This is a genomic window from Mycobacteroides franklinii (assembly GCF_001853795.1).
Lineage (GTDB): Bacteria > Actinomycetota > Actinomycetes > Mycobacteriales > Mycobacteriaceae > Mycobacterium > Mycobacterium franklinii.
Genome location: NZ_MLIK01000008.1, coordinates 19,275 through 41,909, shown reverse-complemented (window position 1 = coordinate 41,909; position 22,635 = coordinate 19,275). Strand labels below are relative to the sequence as shown.

Here is a 22,635-nt window from a genome sequence, read left to right as displayed (position 1 = left end):
TTTTGCTAGCTGTCCCGTCCGCCAGGCGGGTCGTCGAGCATGGGAGTGTGCGCTATCACCGGGTAGGCGCCGGTGTATCCGATGCGTTCGCGCGCGAGCTGAAGGACGCGGCCACGGCAGAGGTACCACCCCCCGGTGAGCACAGGGATGAGTATCGCGATCGCGATCAGGTTCCACGCGTTCTCGTAACACATCAGCACCACCACGGCTGCCAGGAAGACCAGCGTCAGATACCCGGTGTACGGCGCTCCGGGCATCTGGAAATTGCCCCGCCGCAGGATGCGGCGCTGCGACCACCGGTACAGCTGGATTTGGCAGATCACGATGGTGGCCCACGACGAGATGATCCCCAGTGCCGCCAGATCGAGGGCGGTTTCGAAGGCTTCGGCAGGAATGACCAGGTTCATGAATATGCCGACAAGTGTGAGGGCGCCGGTGACGGCGATGCCCATGAACGGCACTCCGCCGGAGGTCATACGCGACAACACTTTTGGTGCACTGCCATTCATCGCCAGGGACCGTAGAATTCGCCCGGTGCTATATAGGCCTGCGTTCAGGCTGGATAGTGCCGCCGTGAGCACCACGAAGTTCATCACGTCACCCGCGTACGGCACGCCTATCCGGGAGAAGAAGGTGACGAAAGGGCTCTCGCCGGCTTTGTAGGTTCCGTAGGGCAGCAGCAGCGCCAACAGGATGAGCGAACCCACGTAGAAAACCGCGACCCGGAACACGACTGAGTTGATTGCCCGGGGCATCACCTTTTCCGGGTTCTCGGTTTCGCCGGCGGCTATGCCGACCAGTTCGACAGCGGAGTACGCGAAGACGACTCCCGAGGTGACGATGACCAGGGCCATCAGACCGGCGGGCAGCAGGCCGCCGTTGTCCGCGATCACCGATGGTCCTGTGCTGGCTCCCTCGACCGTGAAGCGGCCCGCCAGGAAAACGGTGCCGATGACCAGGAACCCCATGATGGCAACCACTTTGATCAGAGCCGCCCAGAATTCCATCTCACCGAACAGTTTGACGCTGATGGTGTTCATGGTGACCACGATGACCAAGGCAATGAGTGCGATGGACCACTGAGGGATGGCCTTGAAGGCGCTCCAGTAGTGCATGTAAAGGGCGATTGCTGTGACGTCGACGATGGCGGTGGCGGCCCAGTTGAAGAAATACATCCAGCCCGCGACGTATGCCGCCTTCTCGCCGAGGAATTCGCGGGCGTACGACACGAAGGATCCCGAGGACGGCCGGTGCAAGATCAGCTCGCCCAACGCACGCAGGATGAAGAACACGAACACGCCGCAGACCGCATAAACCAAGAACAAGCCCGGTCCTGCGCTGTGCAACCGGCCACCGGCTCCCATGAACAGCCCTGTACCGATAGCACCCCCGATACCGATCATTTGGACTTGCCGGTTCTTCAGCCCCTTGTGGTACCCCTGTTCCTCAGGGGCGGGGGCTGGTGTGTCGTATGTTGCCGGGGACGCCATCGTGCGACCGTATCGGCTGGAAAGTTGCTGACTGGAACAACGATGTTACGAACATGCTGCGCGATTCCGCCTGTTGACCGGCCAGAGTGATCCGAGAGGCGCGTAGGGCTCGAGCGGCGAGCCGATGGTGCTGGGCGCCAATTCGCTGCGAACGAGCAACTGGCAAACTTAATGCCTCTGTTTGTAGGCACCCATTCAGTATCAAAACCCAGTCTTCTGGGATTTGTTTCCTCTTGGTCTCGGTGGATAGGGGCTTTGGGACGCGTTGAGAAGCAAGCGGGCAGAGGCTTTCGACCCGTGAATCCAAACTCCAGCTTCCGCGTAAATTTGGCCTAGATCGCCGGGCCTCCAATGGACGGCCAGTGTCAAGCGGCAAATACCTTTGGTCGTATGCTCGTCACCATGGCTGATGGGTCCAGCTACCAGCGTCGCTGGTTGGATGTTGTGGTCGGTGCAGCAGTCATGATCGCAGCGGTCACTATGACCGGATGCCGCACCGATACGCCGCCTGCGGTGGCCGACCCGTTGGCCCAATGCGATCGGATCAGCACCTGGGATGAGGGCGATCAGAAGGACTGCCAGTTGACGTCCACCGACCATGTGGGACTGCTGTTCCAAGGCCGGACGATCAAGAAAAGCACTGGGGCACAACGTTTCGGTCAGTCAACGGATTACGAGGTCGAGGTCCATGTGATGTCGCCGAATGGGCAAGAGCAGCAAGTGATCACCGAACCGGCTTACAGGCCCTGCGGTAACGGGTTCTTTTTGCGCGACCTCGACGGTGATGGCCGCGACGAGGTGCTGATCATGACCGGGTGCGGCGGGACCGGTGGCGAGAACCTGGCGATCTGGCGGGCTGTGGGGGATTCGACCCAGTTCGTGCGTGCCGGCGAGATGTTCGGGTTTTTGAACTTCTGGCGAACCCCGGATGGGTTTATCGCTCAGTACGCGCATTCGAGCGCAGTTTCTGGCGTGGTGTCACTCTACGAGTTCGTCGATCATCGGCTGATACCGGCCGCGGCCCTTGAGGTCGCGGTGGCAGGTTTCGATGACGCCTGGACTGATCACCCATGGATAGTGACAGGCAACACCAAATGTGCGTTAAGTCGAGAGGATCGCCCATCTAGGACGTTGGCCATCAGTGATGAGCGGTTGAAGGCGCACGGGATCGATCCTGCTACCGCAGAACAGCGTCTGTGCGCCGCGCTAGGTGACTATTACGCGAAGAAGTAGGCACCTGCCTCAAGTGGATAGGGTTACCATGGATACACGAGTTCCGTTACTGCACAGCTTGATTGATGCAGGTCGCATACTCTTCCGCGTCCGGGAGGTCCCGCACCATCCGGTGACGACCGGGCCCCGGCGTTGGGCACTCGGACCGGCCGGGGTGTTTCCGGCACCGTTGTCACGCGCTTGGGTTTTTGTCGCGGTCATCGCAACGGCGTTGGTGAGCTTTGGGCTTGCCTCACCACGGGTGCTGGCCGAGACTTACGGGGTCAGGCATTTCGGCACGCCTTCGGGCAACATCTTCTGCACCATCGACAACGAGTGGCCGAAGCCTTCCGTGCGGTGCGATCTCAATAAGGCGACATTCACCCCGCCACCCCGGCCCACTAGAGACTGTTATGGCGTCTGGGGGCGGAGCGTGACGATGACTATCGGCGAGAACCCTGCATTTCGTTGCATCTCAGACTCGGCAGGTGGTGAGAACTTGTTCGTGTTGAAGTACGGCGACGACACGAAGGTAGGCCCATTCCAATGCTCAAGCCGAAACGACGGCATCACTTGTGTCGACACTACAAGCAGCCGAGGGTTCCGCCTCGCGCAGCAGTCCTATGAATTCCTCCACTGAAGAGCCTAATCCGGTCGCTGTCTTTTGAGCAGGTGATCTTGCCGGCCCCGGATGCTGGAAGACAACTGGGGTCGCTGAGTCCTGCCTAGAACGGTGGTGGATTGGCCTTGGCGTAGGCGGCCTGTGCGCTTTGGCGTTGTAATCGTTCGTGCCGATTGAGGTCTCGTTCGGTGCGTCGGCGTTGTTGGCGGTCTTGGCTTCTGGTGCGTGCCCGGGTGAGATTGGCGAACAGCAGCCCGCCTGCGGGCGTGGTGACATAGGTGTGGCCGGTAGGTGCTTTCCAGATGACAGTGCCGTCGGACTCCTGGATCTCGCGCCATCCGCAGAAGGTCTTCAGTAGATGATGTTTGCGGCACAGCGCTTTCAGATTGCCCGCGGTGGTATGGCCGCCGTCGGCGTAGGGGATGCTGTGGTCGAGGTCGGCGCTGTCGGCGGGTTGTGAACAGCCAGGGAAGCGGCACAACTGATCGCGGCAGCGCACATAGGTGTCCAGGGCGCGGGTGGGGCGGTAGCCCTCGGTGTCCTCAGGATTGAGGGTGCGGATCCGGGTGCCGGGTTGCGCGGCGATGTGGCGGGCCTGGACGCTGTTGATCACCCCGAATCCGGATACCTGTGCGGGCTCCTGATTTTCGGCATCGTCGAGAGTGTCGTGGTTGGTGACTAGATGCACGATCACTGGGGTATCGGCGGCTCCGCGTCCGGTGCAATCGGGATCGGCACAGGTGCAACGCATCTGGTTCAGGCCCTGAGTCAGGGCACCGATGGCATCGGCGCGCCGCTGGGTGGTAGTGCGCGGGTCGGCGGCACACACGGTGTCCACTAGCTGGTTGAGGCGTTTATCCAGGGCGACAGCGTGCGGAGTTTGCAGCACTCCCCAGATTTCGGCCAGCGGATCGCCGGTATCCAGCGGCCGGATTTCGATGTGCCGGTCATCGGTGGCGGTTTTGGTGCGGCGCACCGCGTCGGGGTCGTGGCGATACACCAAAGCATCCAGGGCGGCCGTGAGGCGTTTGATCGACCAGCGTTCCCAGCGGGGCATCGCTTCGACGATCGCCGCGTCCACGACGGCGACCACAGCGTCATCGTCGAGTAGTTCAGTGCGTCCGATGATCAATGCGACGGTCCGAAAATCGATGTCGCCGGCAGCGAATCGCTGTGCCACGGCCCGTAACCGGTGTCGCAGCACATAGGCGTAGCGCATCTGATGGGAGGCCAGCGCGTGCGTGATGCCCTGTGCGGCGGCCACCTGTGCGGCGACCTCATCCCAACGATCCACCGCGAACCGATCACCGGGATCCTGCCGCTCAGGGTCGGCGTGACGATCCACCAACACCCCGATCGCCGCGAGCCGACGCGAAGCCGCCTGGGCCTCGGCACGTTGGGAAGAGCTGATCACATCGATCAGCTCACCATCATCCAACGTGTCGAACATATGTTCGACACTACCGTGAGGAGCGCAGGCATGCAATGGTTCCGCAAACAACTTTGGTCACTCTGGCAACAGCATCATCGCCAGGACGGCGACCGGTCGGCGTGACGATGAGTACAACGAGAAGTGCGGCAGCACAGGCAAATAACAGTGTGGCACCGTCATGATCGGAATCGGGATGCCGCCGCTTCAAAATCGTCGCGGACGTGTGAGCGTACCGATCCGACGAATCCAGAGTGTCAATTGCGCGCCCCGGGATGGCCTTCTAATAGCTGCTCGAATCTAAAGAGAAATATTCCGCACCGCGCTCTTCGCGGTGCCATAATTCGTCAACTCCGACATTGAGGCCATCGGAAATCAGCGCGCGTTTGAGGACCTTGTTGGTCGCGGTTGCGGGCAGGCTCTGCGCCACGCGGATATACCGCGGCCAGCCAATGCTCGGCAGGTCCTGCTGTACTGAAAGAAATTCGGTCAGATCTAGGTGTGTCATCGGAGCCCGTAGGACCAGCGCGGCCATCAGCTCGTCACTGCTGTGCTCATCGCGGACTGCGTACACCGCCGCCTGGCTCACCGCGGGGTGCCGCTGCAGGATCCGCTCGATGGGTGCCGCGGCAAGGTTTTCACCATTGATCCGCATCCAATCTGCCGTGCGCCCGGCAAGGTAAATCCAGCCGTCGGCGTCCCGGTAGGCCAGGTCGCCGGACCAGTACATGCCGTGACGCATGCGTTCCCCGGTGGCGTCCTCGTCGTTGTAGTACCCGGAAAAGAACCCGGCTCCTTGAGTATTCACCAGCTCGCCAACCGCGTCGTCGGCGTTGGCCAGCATGCCGTCAGCAGAGAACCGGGCTACGGCACACTCGCTCAGCGTGCCGGGGTCGTAGATCGCGACACCGGGGAACCCCCTACCGATGGATCCTCTCGGTGTTCCCTCCTCTCGGGTAATGATGACCGCGTTTTCCGTCGAACCGAAGCCGTCGTACACCGTGACATCGAATCGTCGTGCGAACTCGGCGATATCGTGGTCGGAGGCCTCGTTCCCGAACGCCACCCGGAGCGGGTTGCACACGTCGTCCGCCCGTTCCTCGGTCGCCAGTACATAGGCCAACGGCTTACCCACGTAGTTCATGTAGGTGGCGCCTACCTCCCGGATGTCGGCGAGGAAGCGCGACGCGGAGAATCTCGCCGGGGCCAGTGCGGCTCCCGCTGCGACGGCAACACCCCATCCCGCCAACACGGCATTCGAATGGAACAGCGGCATCGAGACATAACAGACGTCACTGGGGGATAGGGCGAACCTGGCCACCAACGATTGGGCTGCAACGAGTACCGTCGCGTGCGTCACCAGAACGGCTTTCGGGTCCCCGCTGGTACCCGAGGTGAAGATCATCATGAAGGGATCGAGGGGTTGGGCGGTGCGGCACGGCCGCAGCTCCCCGGCGGTACTGATCTGTGTATGCCAATCCGTACCGTCCACGGCGATCACCGTCACGTCGGGCAGATCCAAGGCCTCCAGCAGAGGGCGATGCTCCTTGTCCACCAACAGAATCTGCACATCGGCCTTGCGGATATCGCGTGCCAATCCTTCACCGCGCCGGGTGTTGTTGATGGCGCACAGGATGTATCCACCCTGCGCGGCCGCTGCCATCGCCGTGGCCATCGCGGGCGTATTGCCCAGCAGGGTTCCGACGTGTAACGGCCGATCCGGATCGGCCATCCGGATCAAGGCCGCTGCCTGGTGAGCGGCCTCGGCCAGATGCTCACGCCAGCTCCACTTCTGGCCCTGGTAGACCAGTGCGACGCCGTCGTCGGAGGCATGGCCAAGGACCAGCTGCTGAATGGTTTCAGCCATGGACTGCTTTGGTCAGCGATGCCGTTCTGACACCCAGATGCCTTGTCAAAAAGCCTATTTGATGAGACACGACGGAGTCGAAGTATTCTTGGCCTTGGTATACGCCAAAGTGGTCGCAGGGGTAGTGGCGCACCTCGGCACGTGCCTTGAAGGCGGCCTTGGCCGCGGCGTGTGGCGGCGCGGCGCGATCGAAGTCGGCGATCTGTACCAGGGTGGGGCAGTTGATTCGGGAGGCGTACCGGGTCGGGCGATAGGACGCGAGCTGAGTTCCGACGGTCGCATCGATCTCGTTGCGCCATGAGGGCCCCGCGATCGCCAGATGTGCCTCGTAGTAGCCGTCCGATGTCAACGCGGCAAGCTCGCCGGGATGTCCGACGATCGGGATCGTGCGCTGCTGGCGGCCCACCCGGCTGCGGATCCCGGTCACCGCAGAGCGCAGCAGGGAGCTGGCGCTGTGCTCGCTCATCGCGGACCGTGCCGCGGCGACGCCGTCGACCAGGGGTGTCACCGCGACGACGGCGGCCACATCATTGCGCGAACCTGCCACTGCCAGCACGTGCCCGCCGGCCAGGGATACACCCCACAGGACGATTCGCGCGGGGTCGATACCGGGAAGCCGGGCGGCGATGTTTATCGCGGCGTGGTAGTCACCGATTTGGTGGCTGAATGAAACTTGTTGCCGGGGAAAGCCGTCGGAGGAGCCGAAGCCGCGATAATCGAATGCTAGTGCGTGCATGCCTGCCTCGGCCAGGCGCTCGGCGAATGGCGCCAGTCCTGAGTCCTTGGTGCCGCCCACTCCGTGCGCCATCACCACGACGGGGGCCGACTCCTCAGCTGAATCCGCACGGTATAGCCAGGCATCGCAATCGATTCCATGGCTGTTGAACCGGATGTTCTGTCGGTTCATGCCGCACCTCTCGCCCGCGCGTAACCGCGGGGGATCTCTTGAGTTCTCATGTCGTGCTCGTAGAGGAAGTAGTCCAGCTGTTGGGTGTGTCGTGGGCGATCCAACATGTGCCCGGTGTACTTGCGGTGTTCCGCCTCGATGACCTGATGCATCTCGTCGACCGGCGGCAGCCGGTACTTGCCTGCCGCGTATGCACCCACCAGGCGGGCCTGGCATTCGACGAACGGGAACAACGATGGAACTGCCTGCGCCAGACCGACGAAGATCAGGTCATCAAGGCCCGGTTTGAACATCCGCTTGTACAGGTCTATGCGATTGTCGGGGGCGCTGAGGAAGTCCGGATCGAAGAACGGGAAGGTGATGTTGTATCCGGTCGCGACGATGATCACATCGAAGTCCGCGGATGTGCCGTCCTCGAAATGTACGGTGTCACCGTCGAGGCGGCTGATGTTGGGTTTGGGAACGATGTCACCCGAACCCAGACGTAAAGGGAGTTCAACGGACTGGGTGAAGTGCGCCTCGCCGAACTTGTGGTTCGGCATCGGGAGTCCCAGTTGATCGGGGCGGCCGGACATGAGCGGCTGCATCATCTGGAAAATCTTGCGCTGCCAGGACATCGGCAGGTGTGGGCTGGTGCGAAAGTACTTGTCGGCAGGCTGTCCGGCAACGTATTTGGGCACAATCCAGGCCCCGGATCGAGTGGATAGGGTCACGGCGTTTCCGGTCGCCCGCGAAGACAGCTCGACGGCGATGTCTGCCGCGCTATTGCCAAGCCCAACCACAAGGATTCGCTTGTCCATGAGATCCAGCGGAGTGCGCGGATCGATGTAGTGATGCGAATGCAGAATGGTTCCCGTGAAGGTGCCGGGGAAGTCGGGGTACCGCGGGTCCCAATGATGTCCATTGGCCACGACGAGAAGATCGAACAACCGTCGCTCGCCCGCTTGTGTCAGCAGCTCCCAGCCGCCGTTCGGTAGTCGCTCGGCGTGAACGACACCATTCTGGAATTCGATGTTGCTCTTCAGGTCAAAGGCACTCGCGTAGTCCTCGAGGTACTGCTTGATGAGCGTGTGGTGTGGAAAGTGCGGGTAGCTGTCGGGCATGGGGAAGTCTCGGAACGAGAGCTGATGCCGCGAGGTATCGATATGCAGGGAACGGTAGGCACTGCTATGCCCGTTGGGATTGCCGAATGCCCAGTTTCCGCCTATCCGGTCCGAGGTCTCGAAGCAGGTATGTGGAATTCCATAGTCGGACAGCATTTTTGCGGATGTGAGTCCGCTGATACCGGCGCCGATGATTGCGGTATTGGGTCGGGTCATGGCACTCCTTGGCGTGCGGCCGCGACGATGCGGTCGCCGGTGAACAGTTCTGAAGATCTGTGCATTCGGAGTGTACACAGATCTTGAAATGTGTCCACACTTTGTTTAGATTGAGGGCATGACCGCGGTGTTCAATGAAGGCGCAGTGCCCGATCCCGATGGTGACTCAGTGGCCACGCGGCTGTTGGACGCCACCGAGAAACTATTGGCCGACAAGGGTATTCGCGCAACAACGATGACCGACGTGGCCGAGGAGGCGGGCGTTTCCCGATCCTGGTTGTATCGCCACTTCCCGGACAAGCAGACCCTGGTGGGCGCGACGATCATCCGGCTGATCGAGGTCAGCTGGGCCCAGTCGGCGGCCGAGCTCGCGGCTATCGAGGGATTCGAAGAGCAGCTGGTGTCCGGTGTGAAAATCGGCCGGCGCGCCTACGACGATCCGGGCACCCTGCTGATGCGCATGCGGGTGCGTGAGCCCGAGGAATTCATGGCCTGCGCGGGCACAGGTGTCCAGGGGCTGGTGCCTGACCTGGCCGGGTTCTGGCGGCCGTATGTCGAGGCGGCGCGCGTCGCAGGGGAGATCCACGCGCGCACGGACATCGAGGAAGCCAGCGAGTGGATCGCGCGCGTGATGATCAGCCTGGGCAGCGTCCCCGGGAGCTGCATAGACCCGGATGATCCGGCGTCGTTGCGTCGGCATTTCCGGCGCTATGTCCTGCCGGCGCTTCGCATTGCGCCCGTGAAATAGCAGTACGACTAGGAGAATCAATATGGTTTCCGGCAATGATGCCCAGTTCGACACCGTGATACGAAATGGGCGATGGTTCGATGGGACGGGCGCCCCATCCGCCGTCCGGAACATCGGGATCAAAGACGGCCACATTTCCGTGATCTCGGCGGAATGCCTTGACGAGACGGACTGTCCGAACGTCATCGACGCCAGTGGAAAATGGGTGCTGCCGGGACTTGTGGATATCCACACGCATTACGACGTCGAGGTGTTGGCGGCACCGGCGTTGTCGGAGTCGGTACGTCACGGGGTGACGACCGTTCTGCTCGGTTCCTGTTCCCTCTCGGTCGTACATGTCAACGGCATCGATGCCGGGGACATCTTCGGCAGGGTGGAGGCGATACCTCGCGACCATGTGATCGAGGCCGTAGATCGGAACAAGACGTGGACCAACGCCGGTGAATACATTGCCGCGCTGGAGTCACTACCCCTGGGGCCGAATATCGCCACCTTCCTGGGGCATTCGGATATGCGTGCCGCCGTGATGGGACTGGATCGCGCGACCCGCAAGGACGAGCGGCCCACGCCCGGTGAACAAGCACAGATGGATCGCTGGCTTACCGAGGCCCTGGATGCGGGATTCGTCGGCATGTCGTCTCAGCAGCTGCTGTTCGACAAGCTTGACGGGGAGATCTGTCGATCCCGGACGCTGCCCTCCACCTACGCCAAACCCCGAGAGCTGCGAAAGCTGAAAGCTCAACTACGTCAACGGAACCGGGCCTTACAGTCGGGGCCAGACATCGAAAACCCGTTGAACGTGCTGTCGCAAGCCGTTCAATCATTGGGCATCCTGCGTAAGCGGCTGTCGACATCGCTGCTCTCGGCCGCCGATATCAAGGCCAATCCGTATGCGATCCGGGCGATGGGCCCGCTTGCCCGCATCATCAACAAGTTGGGTGGCAACTTCCGCTGGCAACATCTGCCCGTGCCGTTCCAGGTCTACGCCGACGGCATCGACCTGGTGATCTTCGAAGAGTTCGGCGCGGGTGCTGCCGCGCTGCACCTGCGTACTGAAGTCGAGCGCAATGAACTGCTGCGCGACGAGAAGTACCGGCGCAGGTTCCGTAAGGAGTATGAGAGCAAGTTCGGTGTACGGGTATGGCATAGAGACTTTTTCGATGCCGAGATTGTTGCGTGCCCGGACCAGTCGGTGGTCGGCAAGTCCTTCGGACAGGTCGGTGTGGATCGGGGTGGCCTGCACCCGGTGGACGCCTTCCTGGATCTGGTGCTCGAACACGGCACGGCAATCCGTTGGCGCACCACGATTTCCAACCACCGGCCAGAGGTGCTTAAGCAACTGGCGCAGGATCCCGGGATTCAGATCGGTTTCTCCGATGCCGGCGCCCATCTGCGCAACATGGCCTTCTACAACTTCGGACTTCGGCTCCTGCGCCACGTGCGCGAGGCGCAACAAGCCGGACAACCCTTCATGACCATCGAACGGGCAGTGCACCGCCTTACCGGCGAGCTCGCGGACTGGTACCAGATCGATGCCGGGCATCTCCGAATCGGTGATCGGGCAGACCTTTTCGTGATCGACCCGGAGAAGCTCGACGGAACGCTGACCGAGTACGCAGAACATTCGGTTGCCGCCTACGGAGGGCTGTCGCGAATGGTCAACCGGAACGATGCGACAGTCAGCACCGTCTTGATCGGCGGACGGGCGGTCGTGATTGATGGGCAGCCCACCGGCATCCTGGGCAAGCAGCGAACCGGGAGCTTCCTGCGGGCGGGGGAGGCGGCGCGCGCTGTGTCTCATGGTGAGGTGCCCGCCTAGGAATAGTACAGCTATATCTGTACTATCTTGGGCATGGAGACCGTGATTCATCGCGATGCCCTGACACGATTCGGGTGTGCATTGTCGGATTCGACGCGTGCGGCGATCCTGCTGAGCCTGCGGGCGCGGCCGGGCTACCCCTCCGAACTTGCCGAGGAGGTGGGGGTGTCGCGGCAGATCACCTCGAATCATCTTGCTTGCCTTCGTGGTTGCGGGTTGGTGGTGGCTGTTCCTGAGGGGCGGCGCACCCGCTACGAGCTGGCCGACGAGCGGATTGGTCGCGCCTTGGACGATTTGGTGGATTTGGTGCTAACGGTGGATCCATCGTGCTGCCCGGTGGGTGATGAGGGGTGCTGCTGATGGTGCTTGCGCCAGAGCGGCGAGAGGTGCTCGGCCGCAGGATCCGCATGTTTGTCGCGGCCACCATCGCCTACAACGTGATCGAGGCCGTTGTTGCCCTCAGTGAGGGTGCCCGTGTCTCGTCGACGGCGCTCATCGGCTTCGGCCTGGATTCGGTCATCGAGGTGTCGTCGGCTGTGGCGGTGGCGTGGCAATTCAGCGCCAGGGATCCGGAGGCCAGGGAGAAGACGGCACTTCGGGTGATCGCGTTCTCATTTTTTGCCTTGGCCGCGTACGTGACGGTCGAGTCGATTCGCTCCCTTGCGGGTTTTGGTGAGGCCAAGCATTCAACCATCGGAATCATCCTGGCGGCGGTGAGCCTCGCGATCATGCCGGCACTGTCCTGGGCGCAGCGGCGGGCGGGCCGGGAGTTGGGATCGGCCTCGGCGGTGGCCGACTCCAAGCAGACGCTGCTGTGCACGTATCTGTCGGCGGTGCTGCTGGTGGGCCTGCTGGTCAACACCCTGTTCGGGTGGTCGTGGGCCGACCCGATCGCGGCCCTCGTCATCGCGGTCATTGCGGTGCGCGAAGGGATGAATGCCTGGAAGGGTGAATCGTGCTGTGCGCCAGTGCTTGGCGTGGAATCCGTGGAGGCCAGCGACGACCAGTGTGGCTGCTGCGAGCACTAAACGCCATCGTGGTCTATTATCTGCGTATCAATGCAGATATGTAGAGGAGCGTCCGCGATGGGACAGGCGGATAGGTCGCCGCTGGGCGACGAACAGGCCGGGCTGGTAGTCGAGGTGTTCCGAATGCTGGCCGATGCCACCCGTGTTCGGGTGCTGTGGGCGCTCACCGGCGGTGAACTGTCGGTCAACGAGCTGGCCGATCTGGTCGGCAAGCCGGCGTCTTCGGTGTCACAGCACTTGGCCAAGTTGCGGATGGCGCGGCTGGTTCGGACCCGCCGTGACGGCACCACGGTCTACTACAGCCTGGAAAACGAGCATGTCGAGCAGCTGGTGACCGACGCGGTATACAACGCCGAGCATGCCGGTCCGGGGATACCGGCGCATCATCGCTCGGAGGCGACGCTGCGCCCTGTGAAAGGCATTGGTGCACAATGAGTCACACGCGCAACGCGCCCATGCGGCACGACCATGACCATCATGACCACGGACATCATCACGGGGCCGGGCTGAAGGGAATGTTCGCGGAGATCGTGTCCCCGCACAGCCATGACGCCGCCGACAGCATCGACGACGCGCTGAGCTCCAGTGCTGCGGGTACCCGTGCGGTGAAGATCAGTCTTGCGGCGCTACTGGTGACGGCCGCGTTTCAGGTGGCCATCGTGATGGTGTCCGGATCGGTAGCACTCGCAGCCGACTCGATCCACAACTTCTCCGATGCGCTCACCGCGGTTCCACTCTGGATCGCCTTTGCGCTGGGAACACGGGCCGCGACAAGGCGATACACGTACGGATTCGGGCGCGCCGAGGACTTGGCCGGACTGTTCGTCGTATCGATGATCGCGCTATCGGCGGTGGTGGCGGGTTACGAGGCGGTGCTGCGTCTCATTCATCCCGTGCAGATCAGCCAACTGGGCTGGGTGGCCGCGGCGGGTGTCGTTGGCTTCATCGGGAACGAGCTTGTGGCCCTCTACCGGATTCGCGTGGGCCGCCAAATTGGTTCGGCCGCACTGATCGCCGACGGCCTCCACGCGCGGACAGATGGATTCACCTCGCTGGCCGTGGTGCTGGGAGCTGGCGGTGTCGCACTGGGATATCCGTTGGCCGACCCCATCATCGGACTCGTGATCACCGTCGCGATTCTCGCGGTGCTTCGTACCGCGGTGCGCGATGTGTTCCGGCGGCTGATGGATGGGGTAGACCCGGCGTTGGTGGATGCCGCCGAAACGGCGTTGGCTGCGCAGCCCGGCGTGCGGACGGTGCGCAGCGTGCGGTTGCGGTGGATTGGACATCGGCTTCATGCGGACGCCGAGCTCGATATCGATCCAGAGGTAAGCCTCGTCGAAGCTCATCGCATTGCCCATGTCGCCGAACACGAGCTCACCCACGCGGTTCCTAAACTCGATACTGCTCTCATTCACGCATACCCGGGCCACTGATGCGGCGCAGCGCGTAGATGGCGATGCCCACTGTGAGTACCGCGACGCCGCTGAGCACGGACGACGGCGGCAAGGCAAGGGCAATCACCACGCACCCGACGAGGCCGAGCACCGGAACGACACGCGGGGGGCGTCCCTCGGCAGAGGAGAGCGTCCACGCCGACGCGTTGGCCACCGCGTAGTACACCAATACCGCGAAGGAGGAGAATCCGATCGCGCCGCGCAGGTCCACGGTGGCCGCCAGTATCGCAACGACCAGACCGACAAGGAGTTCCGCGCGGTACGGTACTCCGTTCCGGGGGTGCACTGCCGCCAGGGCGTAAGGCAGGTGGCGGTCACGGGCCATGGCGAGGGTGGTGCGCGACACCCCGAGGATGAGTGCCAGCAGCGAGCCCGTCGCGGCGACGATGGCGCCGATCCGCACCACCGGTTCCATCCACCGCGCACCCTCGGCGGCGACGGTATCGAGCAGGGGAGCCGCAGAGGCTGCCAGCCGTGAAGGCCCCAGCGAGGTCAAGACCGCCACGGCCACAACGGCATATACGACCAGTGTGATGCCCAAGGCGATCGGGATGGCCCGGGGGATGGTGCGTGCGGGTTCGCGGACTTCCTCACCCAGGGTTGCGATGCGGGCATACCCGGCGAAGGCGAAGAACAACAGACCCGCGGCTTGCAGCACGCCGGTGAGGGACACGTCGGTGACATCGAGCGCCGCGGTGTCAATACGGCCGGAGCCGAATACCGTGACGACGAGCGCAGCCAAGACCGACAGCACGACCGCCACGATGACACGCGTCAGCCACGCCGACTTCTGAACTCCCGCATAGTTGATCGCGGTCAGCGCCACCACTGCCGCCACCGCGACGGCGTGCGCATGTGCCGGCCAGGCGTAGAAACCAACCGTCAATGCCATGGCCGCGCAGGAGGCTGTCTTGCCGACCACGAACCCCCAACCGGCAAGGTATCCCCAGAAGTCGCCGAGACGTTTGCGGCCATACACGTAGGTACCGCCGGAGGCTGGGTACACCGCCGCCAGTCGTGCCGACGATGTCGCATTGCAGTAGGCGATCACGGCGGCGACGCACAGACCGATGAGCAACGCCGAACCGGCGGACCGAGCGGCTGGCGCCAGGGCAGCGAAGATGCCGGCGCCGATCATCGAGCCCAACCCGACCATGACGGCGTCGAAGGTACCCAGTTCTCGCCGAAGCGACCCGGGCTGATCGCTGCTCATGTCCCCCGGGGCATGTACATGATGACTCCGACCCCGGCCAGGCAGACCAGTGCACCGATGACATCCCACCGATCTGGACGGAATCCGTCCAGCGCCATGCCCCAGAGCAGCGATCCGGCTACGAATATCCCGCCGTAGGCCGCCAAGATCCGGCCGAAATGGGCATCGGGCTGCAGAGTGGCGATGAATCCGTAAGCACCCAGCGCGACAACACCGAGCCCCACCCAGGTCCAGCCGCGATGCTCGCGCACTCCCTGCCACACCAGCCAGGCGCCACCGATTTCCAGGACCGCGGCCGCGGCGAACAAGAGGATCGATTTTGCGACGAGCATGCGCTGAGCCTAATCGCCCAGATCGGACCCGCCTGGGCTGCGCAGATCATAGGATTTCGGTACTTCGGGGGAGGAAAGTCATGGGGATGTCATCAGCATCGGTTGTTACGGGTCTGTGGTTGGCGCTGTCGCAGCGGAACTGGGAAGCGGTCAAGACGTTTCTCGACGACGACTGCATCTACCTCGATATGCCGGTGGGACCCACCGCGGCCGCACGCGGACCGGAGAACATCGTCAAACGGTTGAAAGTCGGTTTGGAACCGTTGCAGCACTACGTTCACCACGACGGTCTGATCATCTCCAATGACGACGATGTGATGTACGAGCATTCCGAGACGTGGACCTGGAAAACCGGGGAAACCGCGTTGCTACGTTTCGCTTCTGTGCTCAAGGTGATCGACGGAAAGATCACGCTGTGGAAGGACTACTGGGACATGGGAGCGCTGACCAACTTCGCGCCGCCGTCCTGGATGGATGACCTCATGAACGCGGACATGAGCTGGATCTACGACGCGACCGGACAGGTCTGAGGCTTAGCCGAGCTTCTTGCCGTAGACCCGCTCGATCTTCAACGCCATGAGCACGCGCCGGTCCGACACCATCACGGCGCGGTACTCCTGCCAGTCGGGATGCTCACCGGCCGCGCCACGGTAGTAGTCGACGAGTGCCTCGACCTCGGGGCTGTTCGGGTCGGTCCCGGGACCGGTGAGCGTGACGCGTCCCTCGGCGGTGGCCCATGACCGTCCGTCCGAGCTGGTGACTTCCAGTGCCGCTCGGGGGTCACGGCGAAGATTCGCGGTCTTGGCACGCCCGTCCGTCATGGAGACGTAGATGATGTTCTTGTCCCGGTCGTAGAACGGAGTGACGGGGGAGAGCTGCGGTAGTCCATTGGACTTGATGGTCGCCAGCACGCCGATGCGGCTGCCGGCGAGGAGAGCATGCGGATCGAATTGATCAGAGGCCATGCTTGGTCGAACCATGAGGTGCCGTGAGCTATTCCAACCCCTGGCACGGCAGAGCGTGGCAGTGTAGCGAGGAAGACGCGCCGCACGTGCCGGCCATGGGGGGAAGATCAGGGATGAAGGTTCACCATCTCAATTGCGGGACAATGGCATTCGGGTTCGTGGATCACTGTCTGGTGGTGGAGACGTCCAGCTCCGGCCTGGTGCTGGTGGACACCGGATTCGGCCTGGACTGCATACGGAATCCTCGGCTGCTGGGCTGGACCCGTCATATCGTCGGCCCGGTGTTGCGCGAGGAGGAAACGGCCGTAAGGCAGATCGAAGCGCTGGGTTACGACGCCACCGATGTACGACACATCCTGCTGACGCATCTGGATTATGACCACACCGGAGGACTCGCGGATTTTCCCGCTGCGACGGTGCACGTGCACGGACCGGAGTATCGCGCGAGCCGGCAGCCGACTGTCGTCGATCGAATCCGTTATCGCACTGAGCAATTGTGTGCACACGGTGTCAATTGGGCGGTCAATGAACTCGATGGCGGCGATTCTTGGTTCGGTTTCGACGCGGTACGCGATATCGATGGTCTGCCGCCAGAGATCTTGGTGGTGCCGTTGTATGGCCACAGCCGTGGGCATGTGGGCGTCGCCGTGCAGACCGGAGACCGCTGGCTGCTGCATGCCGGGGACGCGTACACGGAGCCGCACGCGATCGGCACCGGCGCGTTGGCGACTGCCAGCCGGGCGGTGCACATGATCACCGCGCACCCGAGTTATCCACGCGCGCAGCTGCGCAATATGCGCCGCTTGACCGAGCTCGTTGCCGATCATGCCGACCATGTCACCGTATTTTGCAGTCATGACAGTGCCGTATTCGCGCGGCTCGCACCTCAGACCTCGGGCTAGGCCGGGCTCTGATTCGGTTCGCTGGAAACGAGTTTGGCGCGGAGCATGAGCGGTAGTGCGAGCCAGAACAAGCCAAAAGCGGTCAGTGCGGAGGCCCCGGCCACAATCCCGGCCGTCCGCCCCGAGACGGTGTCGAAGATGATGTCGGTGACTCCGGCCATGGACAGCCCGAGTAGTAGCAGGCCGACGTAGGCCAGCCGATGGGCCGCGGAGACGATTACACCGAGGCGATGTCTGCGAAACAGCACTCGGTGCATCGCCACGGGTGTCACGAGCAGCAGAGTGGAAGTGACCGAACATGCCACGGTGAGGAGATACACGATCCTCATCGGGTGATCGAGGACGGCGAAGCGCTGCTGGAACGGGAGGGTCAGCAGCAGGCCGGTGAGAAGTTGCACACCGGTCTGCACTACCCGCACTTCCTGCAGGAGGCTGATCCAGTTTCGGTCGAGCCGCTCGGTGACGGTCTCGTGACGGGCCGAGTTGTCCCACGGTTGGTCATATTCCGGGTGATCTACGTCCACCCTCGGATGGTCCCACCATGCGCGCACCGCGGCGAGAGCACGCGCCCAGGAGTGTGCCCGGCGTCTAGACGACGGTGACCGTTCCGGTGCACTGAGCGAGATTCTCGTCGTGCCAGAAGAAGCCGGAACGTCCGCCGTATTCGGTGGTGATCTCTACCTGGCCGGGGCCGGTGACGACATTGAACGTCGATGCTCCCGCCGTTCCAGAGCCGTCCCCGTGCGCCTCGCCGACGGCGCCGGTGGTCAGGTTGCGCCAGTGAAAGTAGGCCTGCTTGGGCCCGGCGAGGCCGTCGGTGGCGTTCATGTTGACCGTGCCGGGGATCAGCTCGCGTCGTGCATCGGCCTGGCTCGCTTGCCAAGCGCTGACCCGCACGTCACCGTCGAAGCAGAGTGCTATCTCGCCCGATGGCGCTGCCGCCGCGATCGGGCAGGTGGCGAGCCCTGAGCCGACAACGGCCAGGGTAAGGATGGCGGCACGGCCAACAGGTATCGAACGCATGCTGGGAGTATCGCTCATCGGCTGTCGGTCTGGCCGCTGTTTCCCGCGCTACGGATCCTCACGCCGCCCCGAGCGCGGCGGAGATCAAGCGCCACAGTCGCTCGGTGATCTTGCCGGGATCGGGCAGGGGAGCGACTCGCAGCTGCTGGGCTATGCCGTGACGAATACCGCCGATGATGAAGGCACCCGCACTGTCCGGGTCGATATCAGCGGGCAGCTGACCTAGCTTCTGACCGCGGCGGATGTTCTTGGCGGCGTTGTGGCTGATGCGCTGGAGGTAGGTCGTCTCGAGCTCGGCGAGCTGCGGATCGAGTGCCGCACGATTGAGCAGTATCGGGGCCAGCGGGTCGGCCACGTGATAGTCGACGAATCGGCGGGTGCGCTCGAGTTCGTGAACGCGCCAGTCGGTCTGCATGTCCAGATGTGTGTCGGCGATGGCGTGGACCAGACCTTCGTAGAACTCGTCGTAAATCACCACCAGCAGGCCACTTTTGGAACCGAAGTGATGGTAGAGCGCACCGGTGCTGAGGCCCGCGCGACGGGTTAGTCCGCCGAGATCCATGACGCCGCTGCCGCGGACGAGTTCATCGCGGGCGGCGTCGAGCAGCTGTTGACGTCCGATCGGCGAGCGTGCCATGATGCGATTGTACAAAACATAATTATCTTATGTTTAGGAGTCGCGATGGGCGCGGAAGTGTCGTCATTGGTGAACCTCGCCGGCGATCTCGCGGGAACGTACCGATGGACACCCAGTAGCGGGGACAGTGTCGATCCGGCCGTGGCAGAGGCAGATCTATGCGCACTGCGGCGCGATGGGTACGTGATATTGCCCGATCTGCTGACGGCGGCGGAGCTTGTCGAGATCCAGGAAGCCGTTATGCCGCTGCTGGATCTACAGGGGCGGAACCGGTTCGAAGGGCATACGACGCAGCGGGTGTACAGCGTGCTGAACAAGACGCGTGCCTGCGATCGGATCGCGGATCACCCTCGGGTGCTCGCATTGCTGGATCGGCTCTTCATGCCGAACTACCTGTTGTCGATGCTCCAGGTGATCAACATCTTGCCCGGCGAGCTGGCGCAGATGCTGCATACCGACGACGGTTTTTATCCGATCCCGCGCCCCCGCGCCGCCCTCGGTGCGGCGACGATCTGGGCGATCGATGATTTCACGGCGGACAATGGCGCCACCGACATCATTGCACGCAGCCATCTTTGGGGAGATCGCGCGCCGGAGGAATCCGATCGGGAACCGGTGGTGATGGCAGCGGGATCCTGCGTGTTTTTTCTCGGCACGCTCTGGCATGGTGGCGGCGCGAACCGATCAGACACCGCCCGCTTGGCGTTGACCGCCCAATATTGCGAGCCGTGGTTGCGCCCGCAGGAGGCTTTCACGCTGTCCACGACTCGCGATACCGTCCGCGCGGTGTCCGAGGACATTCGGCGCATGCTCGGATACAGCATTCATCCGCCCTTCATCGGGCAGGTCGACGGTATGCATCCCAAACGACTGCTGGAAGCGGGCGCGGCTGAGGCGCTTTAGCGCCGCGCTCGTTCTCAGCGAAGTCTCAGCGCATGTTGTGCACTCTGGGCGCATGTCCAATATTGACGATACGAACGATGCGCCCGGGCCGGATGTCAATGCGCAGGCAGCGGATACCGACCAGCCGAGTCTCCCGGAATCCGCACCGAAGGCACGCCGGACGTTTGGCGCACCACTGAAGATAGCGGGAGCGGTCTCGGCGGTGCTGGCTGCCGTGGTGCTGGCCTTCGGTGCCGGGGTGTGGGCGGGTAGTGAGTTCTTCGAGGGTCACGAACACGAGCACAGTGAGTCGCGTTCGGACGATCGTGATGGTGCCGAGCGTCATCGCGACCGCGATGAACACCGATTCCGCGATGATCGCGAGTCGGGCGATCGCGGCCAACGCAGCTCGGCGCCAAGCACAGCGACAGTTACGGCACCCCCGACGTTGCCCGCCCGCCCTTAGTGCCCGCATGATTGTCGGATGTGGATGCTGACCGGATGGTGAACCCCCGCGCATCCCTGCGTACGGCACTTGGCCGGTTGCGGCGATGGTGTGGCGGCATTGCCACGCGGTCAGCGTTCGTCGCCGCGGCGGTTGTGCTTGCGGGTCTGGTGATCGTGGGATCGGTATCGGTCGTCCTCTTGTACCAGTCTATGTGTATCGACGTCGATGCCGCCGCTACGACACGTGCCCAGGCTGTCGCCGACCGTCTGCGGAAAGAGCCGCCCCGTGAGCTGGAATCGGTGCTGTTGGCCACGGATCAGCGCGTCGTCGCGGTGCAGGTCGTCGATAGCGCCGGGGTGGTGGTGCGGCATTCGGATTCTTCGCCCAAAGACCCGCTGATCACGGTGCAGGACAATGACTCCCGTGTCGGGGTGATCTCACCATTTGATGGCGACATTCGGGTCAGCACCGCGACGGTGGATGGCCGTAAGGGCCAGTACCGGGTGTTGGTCGGTGGTGGTATCGAGCCGATCGAATCGATGGTCTCGACAGTGGCGATGATGTTGGGCATCACCGCACCAGTCGTGTCGGTGGTGGCGGGCGTGGTGACTTATCTGCTGGTACGACGCTCCTTGCTGTCGGTGGACGCGATACGCTCTCGCGTCGCCGAGATCAGTACTTCCGATCTTGGTGAGCGAGTGCCGGTGCCGAGCCGTTCCGATGAGATCTCGGCGTTGGCCGTGACGATGAATGAGATGCTCGCGCGGATCGAAGCCGGGCACGCCGCTCAGCGCCGATTTGTCGGCGATGCTTCTCATGAGTTGAGAAGTCCACTGGCGACGGTCATCTCGGCGTTGGAGATCGCGGCGAACCACCCTGAGGTACTTGATCGTCAGTTGGTGAACAGCGCGCTGCTGCCCGAGGCGCATCGCATGCAGTCGTTGGTGGAAGATCTGCTCCTGCTGGCGCGGGCCGATGAGCATGGCTTGCCGATGCGCCGTACCGAGATTGATCTCGACGACCTGGCGGCCGCCGAAGTTCAGCGGCTCAAACGTGATACTCAGCTGAAGATTTCGGCGCAGCTATCGGCGGTCAAAGTGGTGGGTGACGTTCACGGGGTGGCGCGGGTGCTGCGAAATTTGGCGGACAACGCCGCTCGTCACGCGCACGGTGAGGTGACGATCATGGTCGGATCGGACGCGCGTAGCGCTTACCTGCGGGTGAGCGACGATGGACCGGGTATCCCGGAGGCCGAACGGGATCGGGTGTTCGAGCGATTTGTACGTCTGGATTCTGCGCGTTCGCGTCAGGGTGGAGGCAGCGGCCTGGGATTGGCGATCGTGGCCGAAATAGTTGCCGCGCACGATGGTTCGGTCCGCATAGGCGAGCGAACCGGGGGTGGGGCAGAGGTGACTGTTCAGCTGCCGTTGGCGAATTCGCCGGATTCCAATCGATAACCCACGCCCCGCACCGTCATGATCATGTGGGAGCCGATCTTGCGGCGTAGGTACCCGACGTAGACCTCGACGACATTATCCGGCCCGTCGTAGTGGCTATCCCAAACATTTTGCAGGATATCGGTTTTCGTTACCGCGGCATCCTTGTTGCGCATCAGGTACTCAAGGAGACCGTATTCGCGGGGTGTCAGTGCCACCGGTGCGCCATCGCGTTCGACAACTCGGCGAGTGGGATCGAGTGACACCTCGCCGGCGGTGAGCACCACGGGACGTTTGGGCGCACCCCGGCGGATCAAGGCGCGTAGGCGAGCGGTGAGCACCACGAACGAAAAGGGTTTGGTCAGATAGTCATCGGCACCGAGGTCGAAGGCGTCGGTTTGGTCATAGTCGCCATCCTTGGCGGTGAGCATCAGTACCGGCGTCCAGACCTCAGATGTGCGCATCTTGCGGAGCACCTCGTAGCCATTGAGGCCAGGCAGCATGATGTCCAGCACGATCACATCAAATTGATCGTTGGTGGCGTGCCACAGTCCGTCTACGCCGTTGGCCGCCGTGACGACGATGAATCCTTCGGCTATGAGGCCGGCCGTGACCGTTTCGGCCAGCAGTGGCTCATCTTCGACCAGCAGGACTCGCACGCGGGGCCTTTCAGGGGTTGACGGTGTTGGGTACCGAATAGTCTGACATCGATTCGCTCACCGAGGCCGTTGCGCGGGTGTGTGCCCGTTCCTCTGCCTCGGTCACCGTGGTGACAGCGCCGAACAACATCAGGGCGCCGATGATCAGGGTTACTGCTTCCCGCCGTGAACTCATGACATGTGACCTTCCGTTGAATCCGATATGAGCCGGCCTGAGTCGGCCGCTGACGATGTAAGAGT

At 62.9% G+C, this 22,635-nt stretch carries 26 protein-coding genes; 13 read left to right on the top strand and 13 right to left on the bottom strand.

Translation table 11 applies throughout. The features are described from left to right. Positions 1-5 precede the first annotated feature (5 nt). Positions 6-1,490 carry an amino acid permease gene (locus BKG76_RS06875; RefSeq protein ID WP_070936964.1) on the bottom strand — a complete coding sequence of 495 codons (1,485 nt, stop codon included), beginning with the start codon at positions 1,488-1,490 and terminating at the stop codon, positions 6-8. Between the two features lie 402 nt (positions 1,491-1,892). Between BKG76_RS06875 and BKG76_RS06870 the strand changes: the two genes are divergently transcribed. Both BKG76_RS06870 and BKG76_RS25440 read left to right on the top strand, forming a co-directional pair. Further along, positions 1,893-2,723, top strand: a complete 831-nt coding sequence (locus tag BKG76_RS06870) for a hypothetical protein (protein WP_131815799.1) — start codon at positions 1,893-1,895, stop codon at positions 2,721-2,723. A 28-nt stretch (positions 2,724-2,751) separates the two neighbouring features. Next, positions 2,752-3,342: a DUF6636 domain-containing protein gene (locus BKG76_RS25440; protein WP_330220035.1), complete on the top strand. Its 591-nt coding sequence runs from the start codon at positions 2,752-2,754 to the stop codon at positions 3,340-3,342. A gap of 85 nt (positions 3,343-3,427) precedes the next feature. Here BKG76_RS25440 and BKG76_RS06860 read toward each other — a convergent pair whose 3' ends face one another. The 4 genes from BKG76_RS06860 to BKG76_RS06845 form a co-directional block, all read right to left on the bottom strand. Beyond that, positions 3,428-4,774 (bottom strand): HNH endonuclease signature motif containing protein, encoded by a 1,347-nt coding sequence (locus tag BKG76_RS06860; protein WP_070936961.1) that lies wholly within the window; start codon positions 4,772-4,774, stop codon positions 3,428-3,430. Between the two features lie 262 nt (positions 4,775-5,036). Continuing rightward, positions 5,037-6,620, bottom strand: coding sequence for a fatty-acid--CoA ligase FadD1 (fadD1, locus tag BKG76_RS06855; protein ID WP_070936960.1), 1,584 nt, complete (start codon positions 6,618-6,620; stop codon positions 5,037-5,039). Next, positions 6,613-7,527: an alpha/beta hydrolase gene (locus BKG76_RS06850; RefSeq protein ID WP_070936959.1), complete on the bottom strand. Its 915-nt coding sequence runs from the start codon at positions 7,525-7,527 to the stop codon at positions 6,613-6,615. Before BKG76_RS06850 ends, fadD1 begins: the two co-directional genes overlap by 8 nt. Next, positions 7,524-8,846 (bottom strand): flavin-containing monooxygenase, encoded by a 1,323-nt coding sequence (locus tag BKG76_RS06845; protein ID WP_070936958.1) that lies wholly within the window; start codon positions 8,844-8,846, stop codon positions 7,524-7,526. The genes BKG76_RS06850 and BKG76_RS06845 overlap by 4 nt, the downstream gene beginning before the upstream one ends. Positions 8,847-8,964: 118 nt before the next feature. Here BKG76_RS06845 and BKG76_RS06840 point away from each other — a divergent pair, with 118 nt between their 5' ends. From BKG76_RS06840 to BKG76_RS06815, 6 genes are read left to right on the top strand one after another with little or no spacing between them, the layout of a single operon-like run. Further along, positions 8,965-9,594 (top strand): TetR/AcrR family transcriptional regulator, encoded by a 630-nt coding sequence (locus BKG76_RS06840; protein ID WP_070936957.1) that lies wholly within the window; start codon positions 8,965-8,967, stop codon positions 9,592-9,594. Between the two features lie 22 nt (positions 9,595-9,616). Next, positions 9,617-11,413, top strand: coding sequence for an N-acyl-D-amino-acid deacylase family protein (locus BKG76_RS06835; protein WP_070936956.1), 1,797 nt, complete (start codon positions 9,617-9,619; stop codon positions 11,411-11,413). A 33-nt stretch (positions 11,414-11,446) separates the two neighbouring features. Beyond that, positions 11,447-11,773 carry an ArsR/SmtB family transcription factor gene (locus BKG76_RS06830; RefSeq protein WP_070936955.1) on the top strand — a complete coding sequence of 109 codons (327 nt, stop codon included), beginning with the start codon at positions 11,447-11,449 and terminating at the stop codon, positions 11,771-11,773. Further along, positions 11,773-12,441: a cation transporter gene (locus tag BKG76_RS06825; protein ID WP_070937002.1), complete on the top strand. Its 669-nt coding sequence runs from the start codon at positions 11,773-11,775 to the stop codon at positions 12,439-12,441. The genes BKG76_RS06830 and BKG76_RS06825 overlap by 1 nt, the downstream gene beginning before the upstream one ends. Positions 12,442-12,498: 57 nt before the next feature. After that, positions 12,499-12,876, top strand: a complete 378-nt coding sequence (locus tag BKG76_RS06820; RefSeq protein WP_070936954.1) for an ArsR/SmtB family transcription factor — start codon at positions 12,499-12,501, stop codon at positions 12,874-12,876. Continuing rightward, a complete protein-coding gene (locus BKG76_RS06815) occupies positions 12,873-13,877 on the top strand; it encodes a cation diffusion facilitator family transporter (RefSeq protein WP_070936953.1) in 1,005 nt (334 codons plus the stop codon). Before BKG76_RS06820 ends, BKG76_RS06815 begins: the two co-directional genes overlap by 4 nt. On the opposite strand, the gene BKG76_RS06810 is transcribed toward BKG76_RS06815, so the two are convergent. Both BKG76_RS06810 and BKG76_RS06805 read right to left on the bottom strand, forming a co-directional pair. Next, entirely contained in the window at positions 13,852-15,111 is a 1,260-nt protein-coding gene (locus tag BKG76_RS06810; RefSeq protein WP_070936952.1) for an APC family permease, read from the bottom strand. The two genes, BKG76_RS06815 and BKG76_RS06810, sit on opposite strands and share 26 nt — an antisense overlap. Continuing rightward, the gene (locus tag BKG76_RS06805; RefSeq protein ID WP_070936951.1) at positions 15,108-15,443 is read right to left on the bottom strand and encodes a YnfA family protein; all 336 of its coding nucleotides are present in this window, start codon (positions 15,441-15,443) and stop codon (positions 15,108-15,110) included. The genes BKG76_RS06810 and BKG76_RS06805 overlap by 4 nt, the downstream gene beginning before the upstream one ends. 86 nt (positions 15,444-15,529) lie before the next feature. On the opposite strand from BKG76_RS06805, the gene BKG76_RS06800 reads away from it, so the two are divergent. Next, on the top strand, positions 15,530-15,973 hold the full coding sequence (locus tag BKG76_RS06800) for a nuclear transport factor 2 family protein (RefSeq protein WP_070936950.1): 444 nt from the start codon (positions 15,530-15,532) through the stop codon (positions 15,971-15,973). 3 nt (positions 15,974-15,976) lie between these two features. Here BKG76_RS06800 and BKG76_RS06795 read toward each other — a convergent pair whose 3' ends face one another. Next, a complete protein-coding gene (locus tag BKG76_RS06795; protein WP_070936949.1) occupies positions 15,977-16,408 on the bottom strand; it encodes a PPOX class F420-dependent oxidoreductase in 432 nt (143 codons plus the stop codon). 113 nt (positions 16,409-16,521) lie between these two features. Here BKG76_RS06795 and BKG76_RS06790 point away from each other — a divergent pair, with 113 nt between their 5' ends. Further along, a complete protein-coding gene (locus BKG76_RS06790; protein WP_070936948.1) occupies positions 16,522-17,310 on the top strand; it encodes an MBL fold metallo-hydrolase in 789 nt (262 codons plus the stop codon). Here BKG76_RS06790 and BKG76_RS06785 read toward each other — a convergent pair. The 3 genes from BKG76_RS06785 to BKG76_RS06775 form a co-directional block, all read right to left on the bottom strand. Then, positions 17,307-17,834 (bottom strand): DUF6328 family protein, encoded by a 528-nt coding sequence (locus BKG76_RS06785; protein WP_070936947.1) that lies wholly within the window; start codon positions 17,832-17,834, stop codon positions 17,307-17,309. The two genes, BKG76_RS06790 and BKG76_RS06785, sit on opposite strands and share 4 nt — an antisense overlap. A gap of 64 nt (positions 17,835-17,898) precedes the next feature. Next, positions 17,899-18,333, bottom strand: a complete 435-nt coding sequence (locus BKG76_RS06780; RefSeq protein WP_070937001.1) for a hypothetical protein — start codon at positions 18,331-18,333, stop codon at positions 17,899-17,901. A 58-nt stretch (positions 18,334-18,391) separates the two neighbouring features. Continuing rightward, the gene (locus BKG76_RS06775) at positions 18,392-18,970 is read right to left on the bottom strand and encodes a TetR/AcrR family transcriptional regulator (protein ID WP_070936946.1); all 579 of its coding nucleotides are present in this window, start codon (positions 18,968-18,970) and stop codon (positions 18,392-18,394) included. Positions 18,971-19,015: 45 nt separating this feature from the next. Between BKG76_RS06775 and BKG76_RS06770 the strand changes: the two genes are divergently transcribed. From BKG76_RS06770 to BKG76_RS06760, 3 genes are read left to right on the top strand one after another with little or no spacing between them, the layout of a single operon-like run. Next, a complete protein-coding gene (locus tag BKG76_RS06770) occupies positions 19,016-19,873 on the top strand; it encodes a phytanoyl-CoA dioxygenase family protein (protein WP_070936945.1) in 858 nt (285 codons plus the stop codon). A gap of 52 nt (positions 19,874-19,925) precedes the next feature. Then, entirely contained in the window at positions 19,926-20,318 is a 393-nt protein-coding gene (locus tag BKG76_RS06765) for a hypothetical protein (RefSeq protein WP_070936944.1), read from the top strand. Positions 20,319-20,353: 35 nt separating this feature from the next. Beyond that, positions 20,354-21,757 (top strand): sensor histidine kinase, encoded by a 1,404-nt coding sequence (locus BKG76_RS06760; protein WP_070936943.1) that lies wholly within the window; start codon positions 20,354-20,356, stop codon positions 21,755-21,757. Here the strand turns inward: BKG76_RS06760 and BKG76_RS06755 are convergent. Both BKG76_RS06755 and BKG76_RS25110 read right to left on the bottom strand, forming a co-directional pair. After that, a complete protein-coding gene (locus BKG76_RS06755) occupies positions 21,718-22,395 on the bottom strand; it encodes a response regulator transcription factor (RefSeq protein ID WP_070936942.1) in 678 nt (225 codons plus the stop codon). The two genes, BKG76_RS06760 and BKG76_RS06755, sit on opposite strands and share 40 nt — an antisense overlap. 10 nt (positions 22,396-22,405) lie before the next feature. Continuing rightward, on the bottom strand, positions 22,406-22,570 hold the full coding sequence (locus tag BKG76_RS25110; RefSeq protein ID WP_165611501.1) for a hypothetical protein: 165 nt from the start codon (positions 22,568-22,570) through the stop codon (positions 22,406-22,408). Positions 22,571-22,635 lie beyond the last annotated feature (65 nt).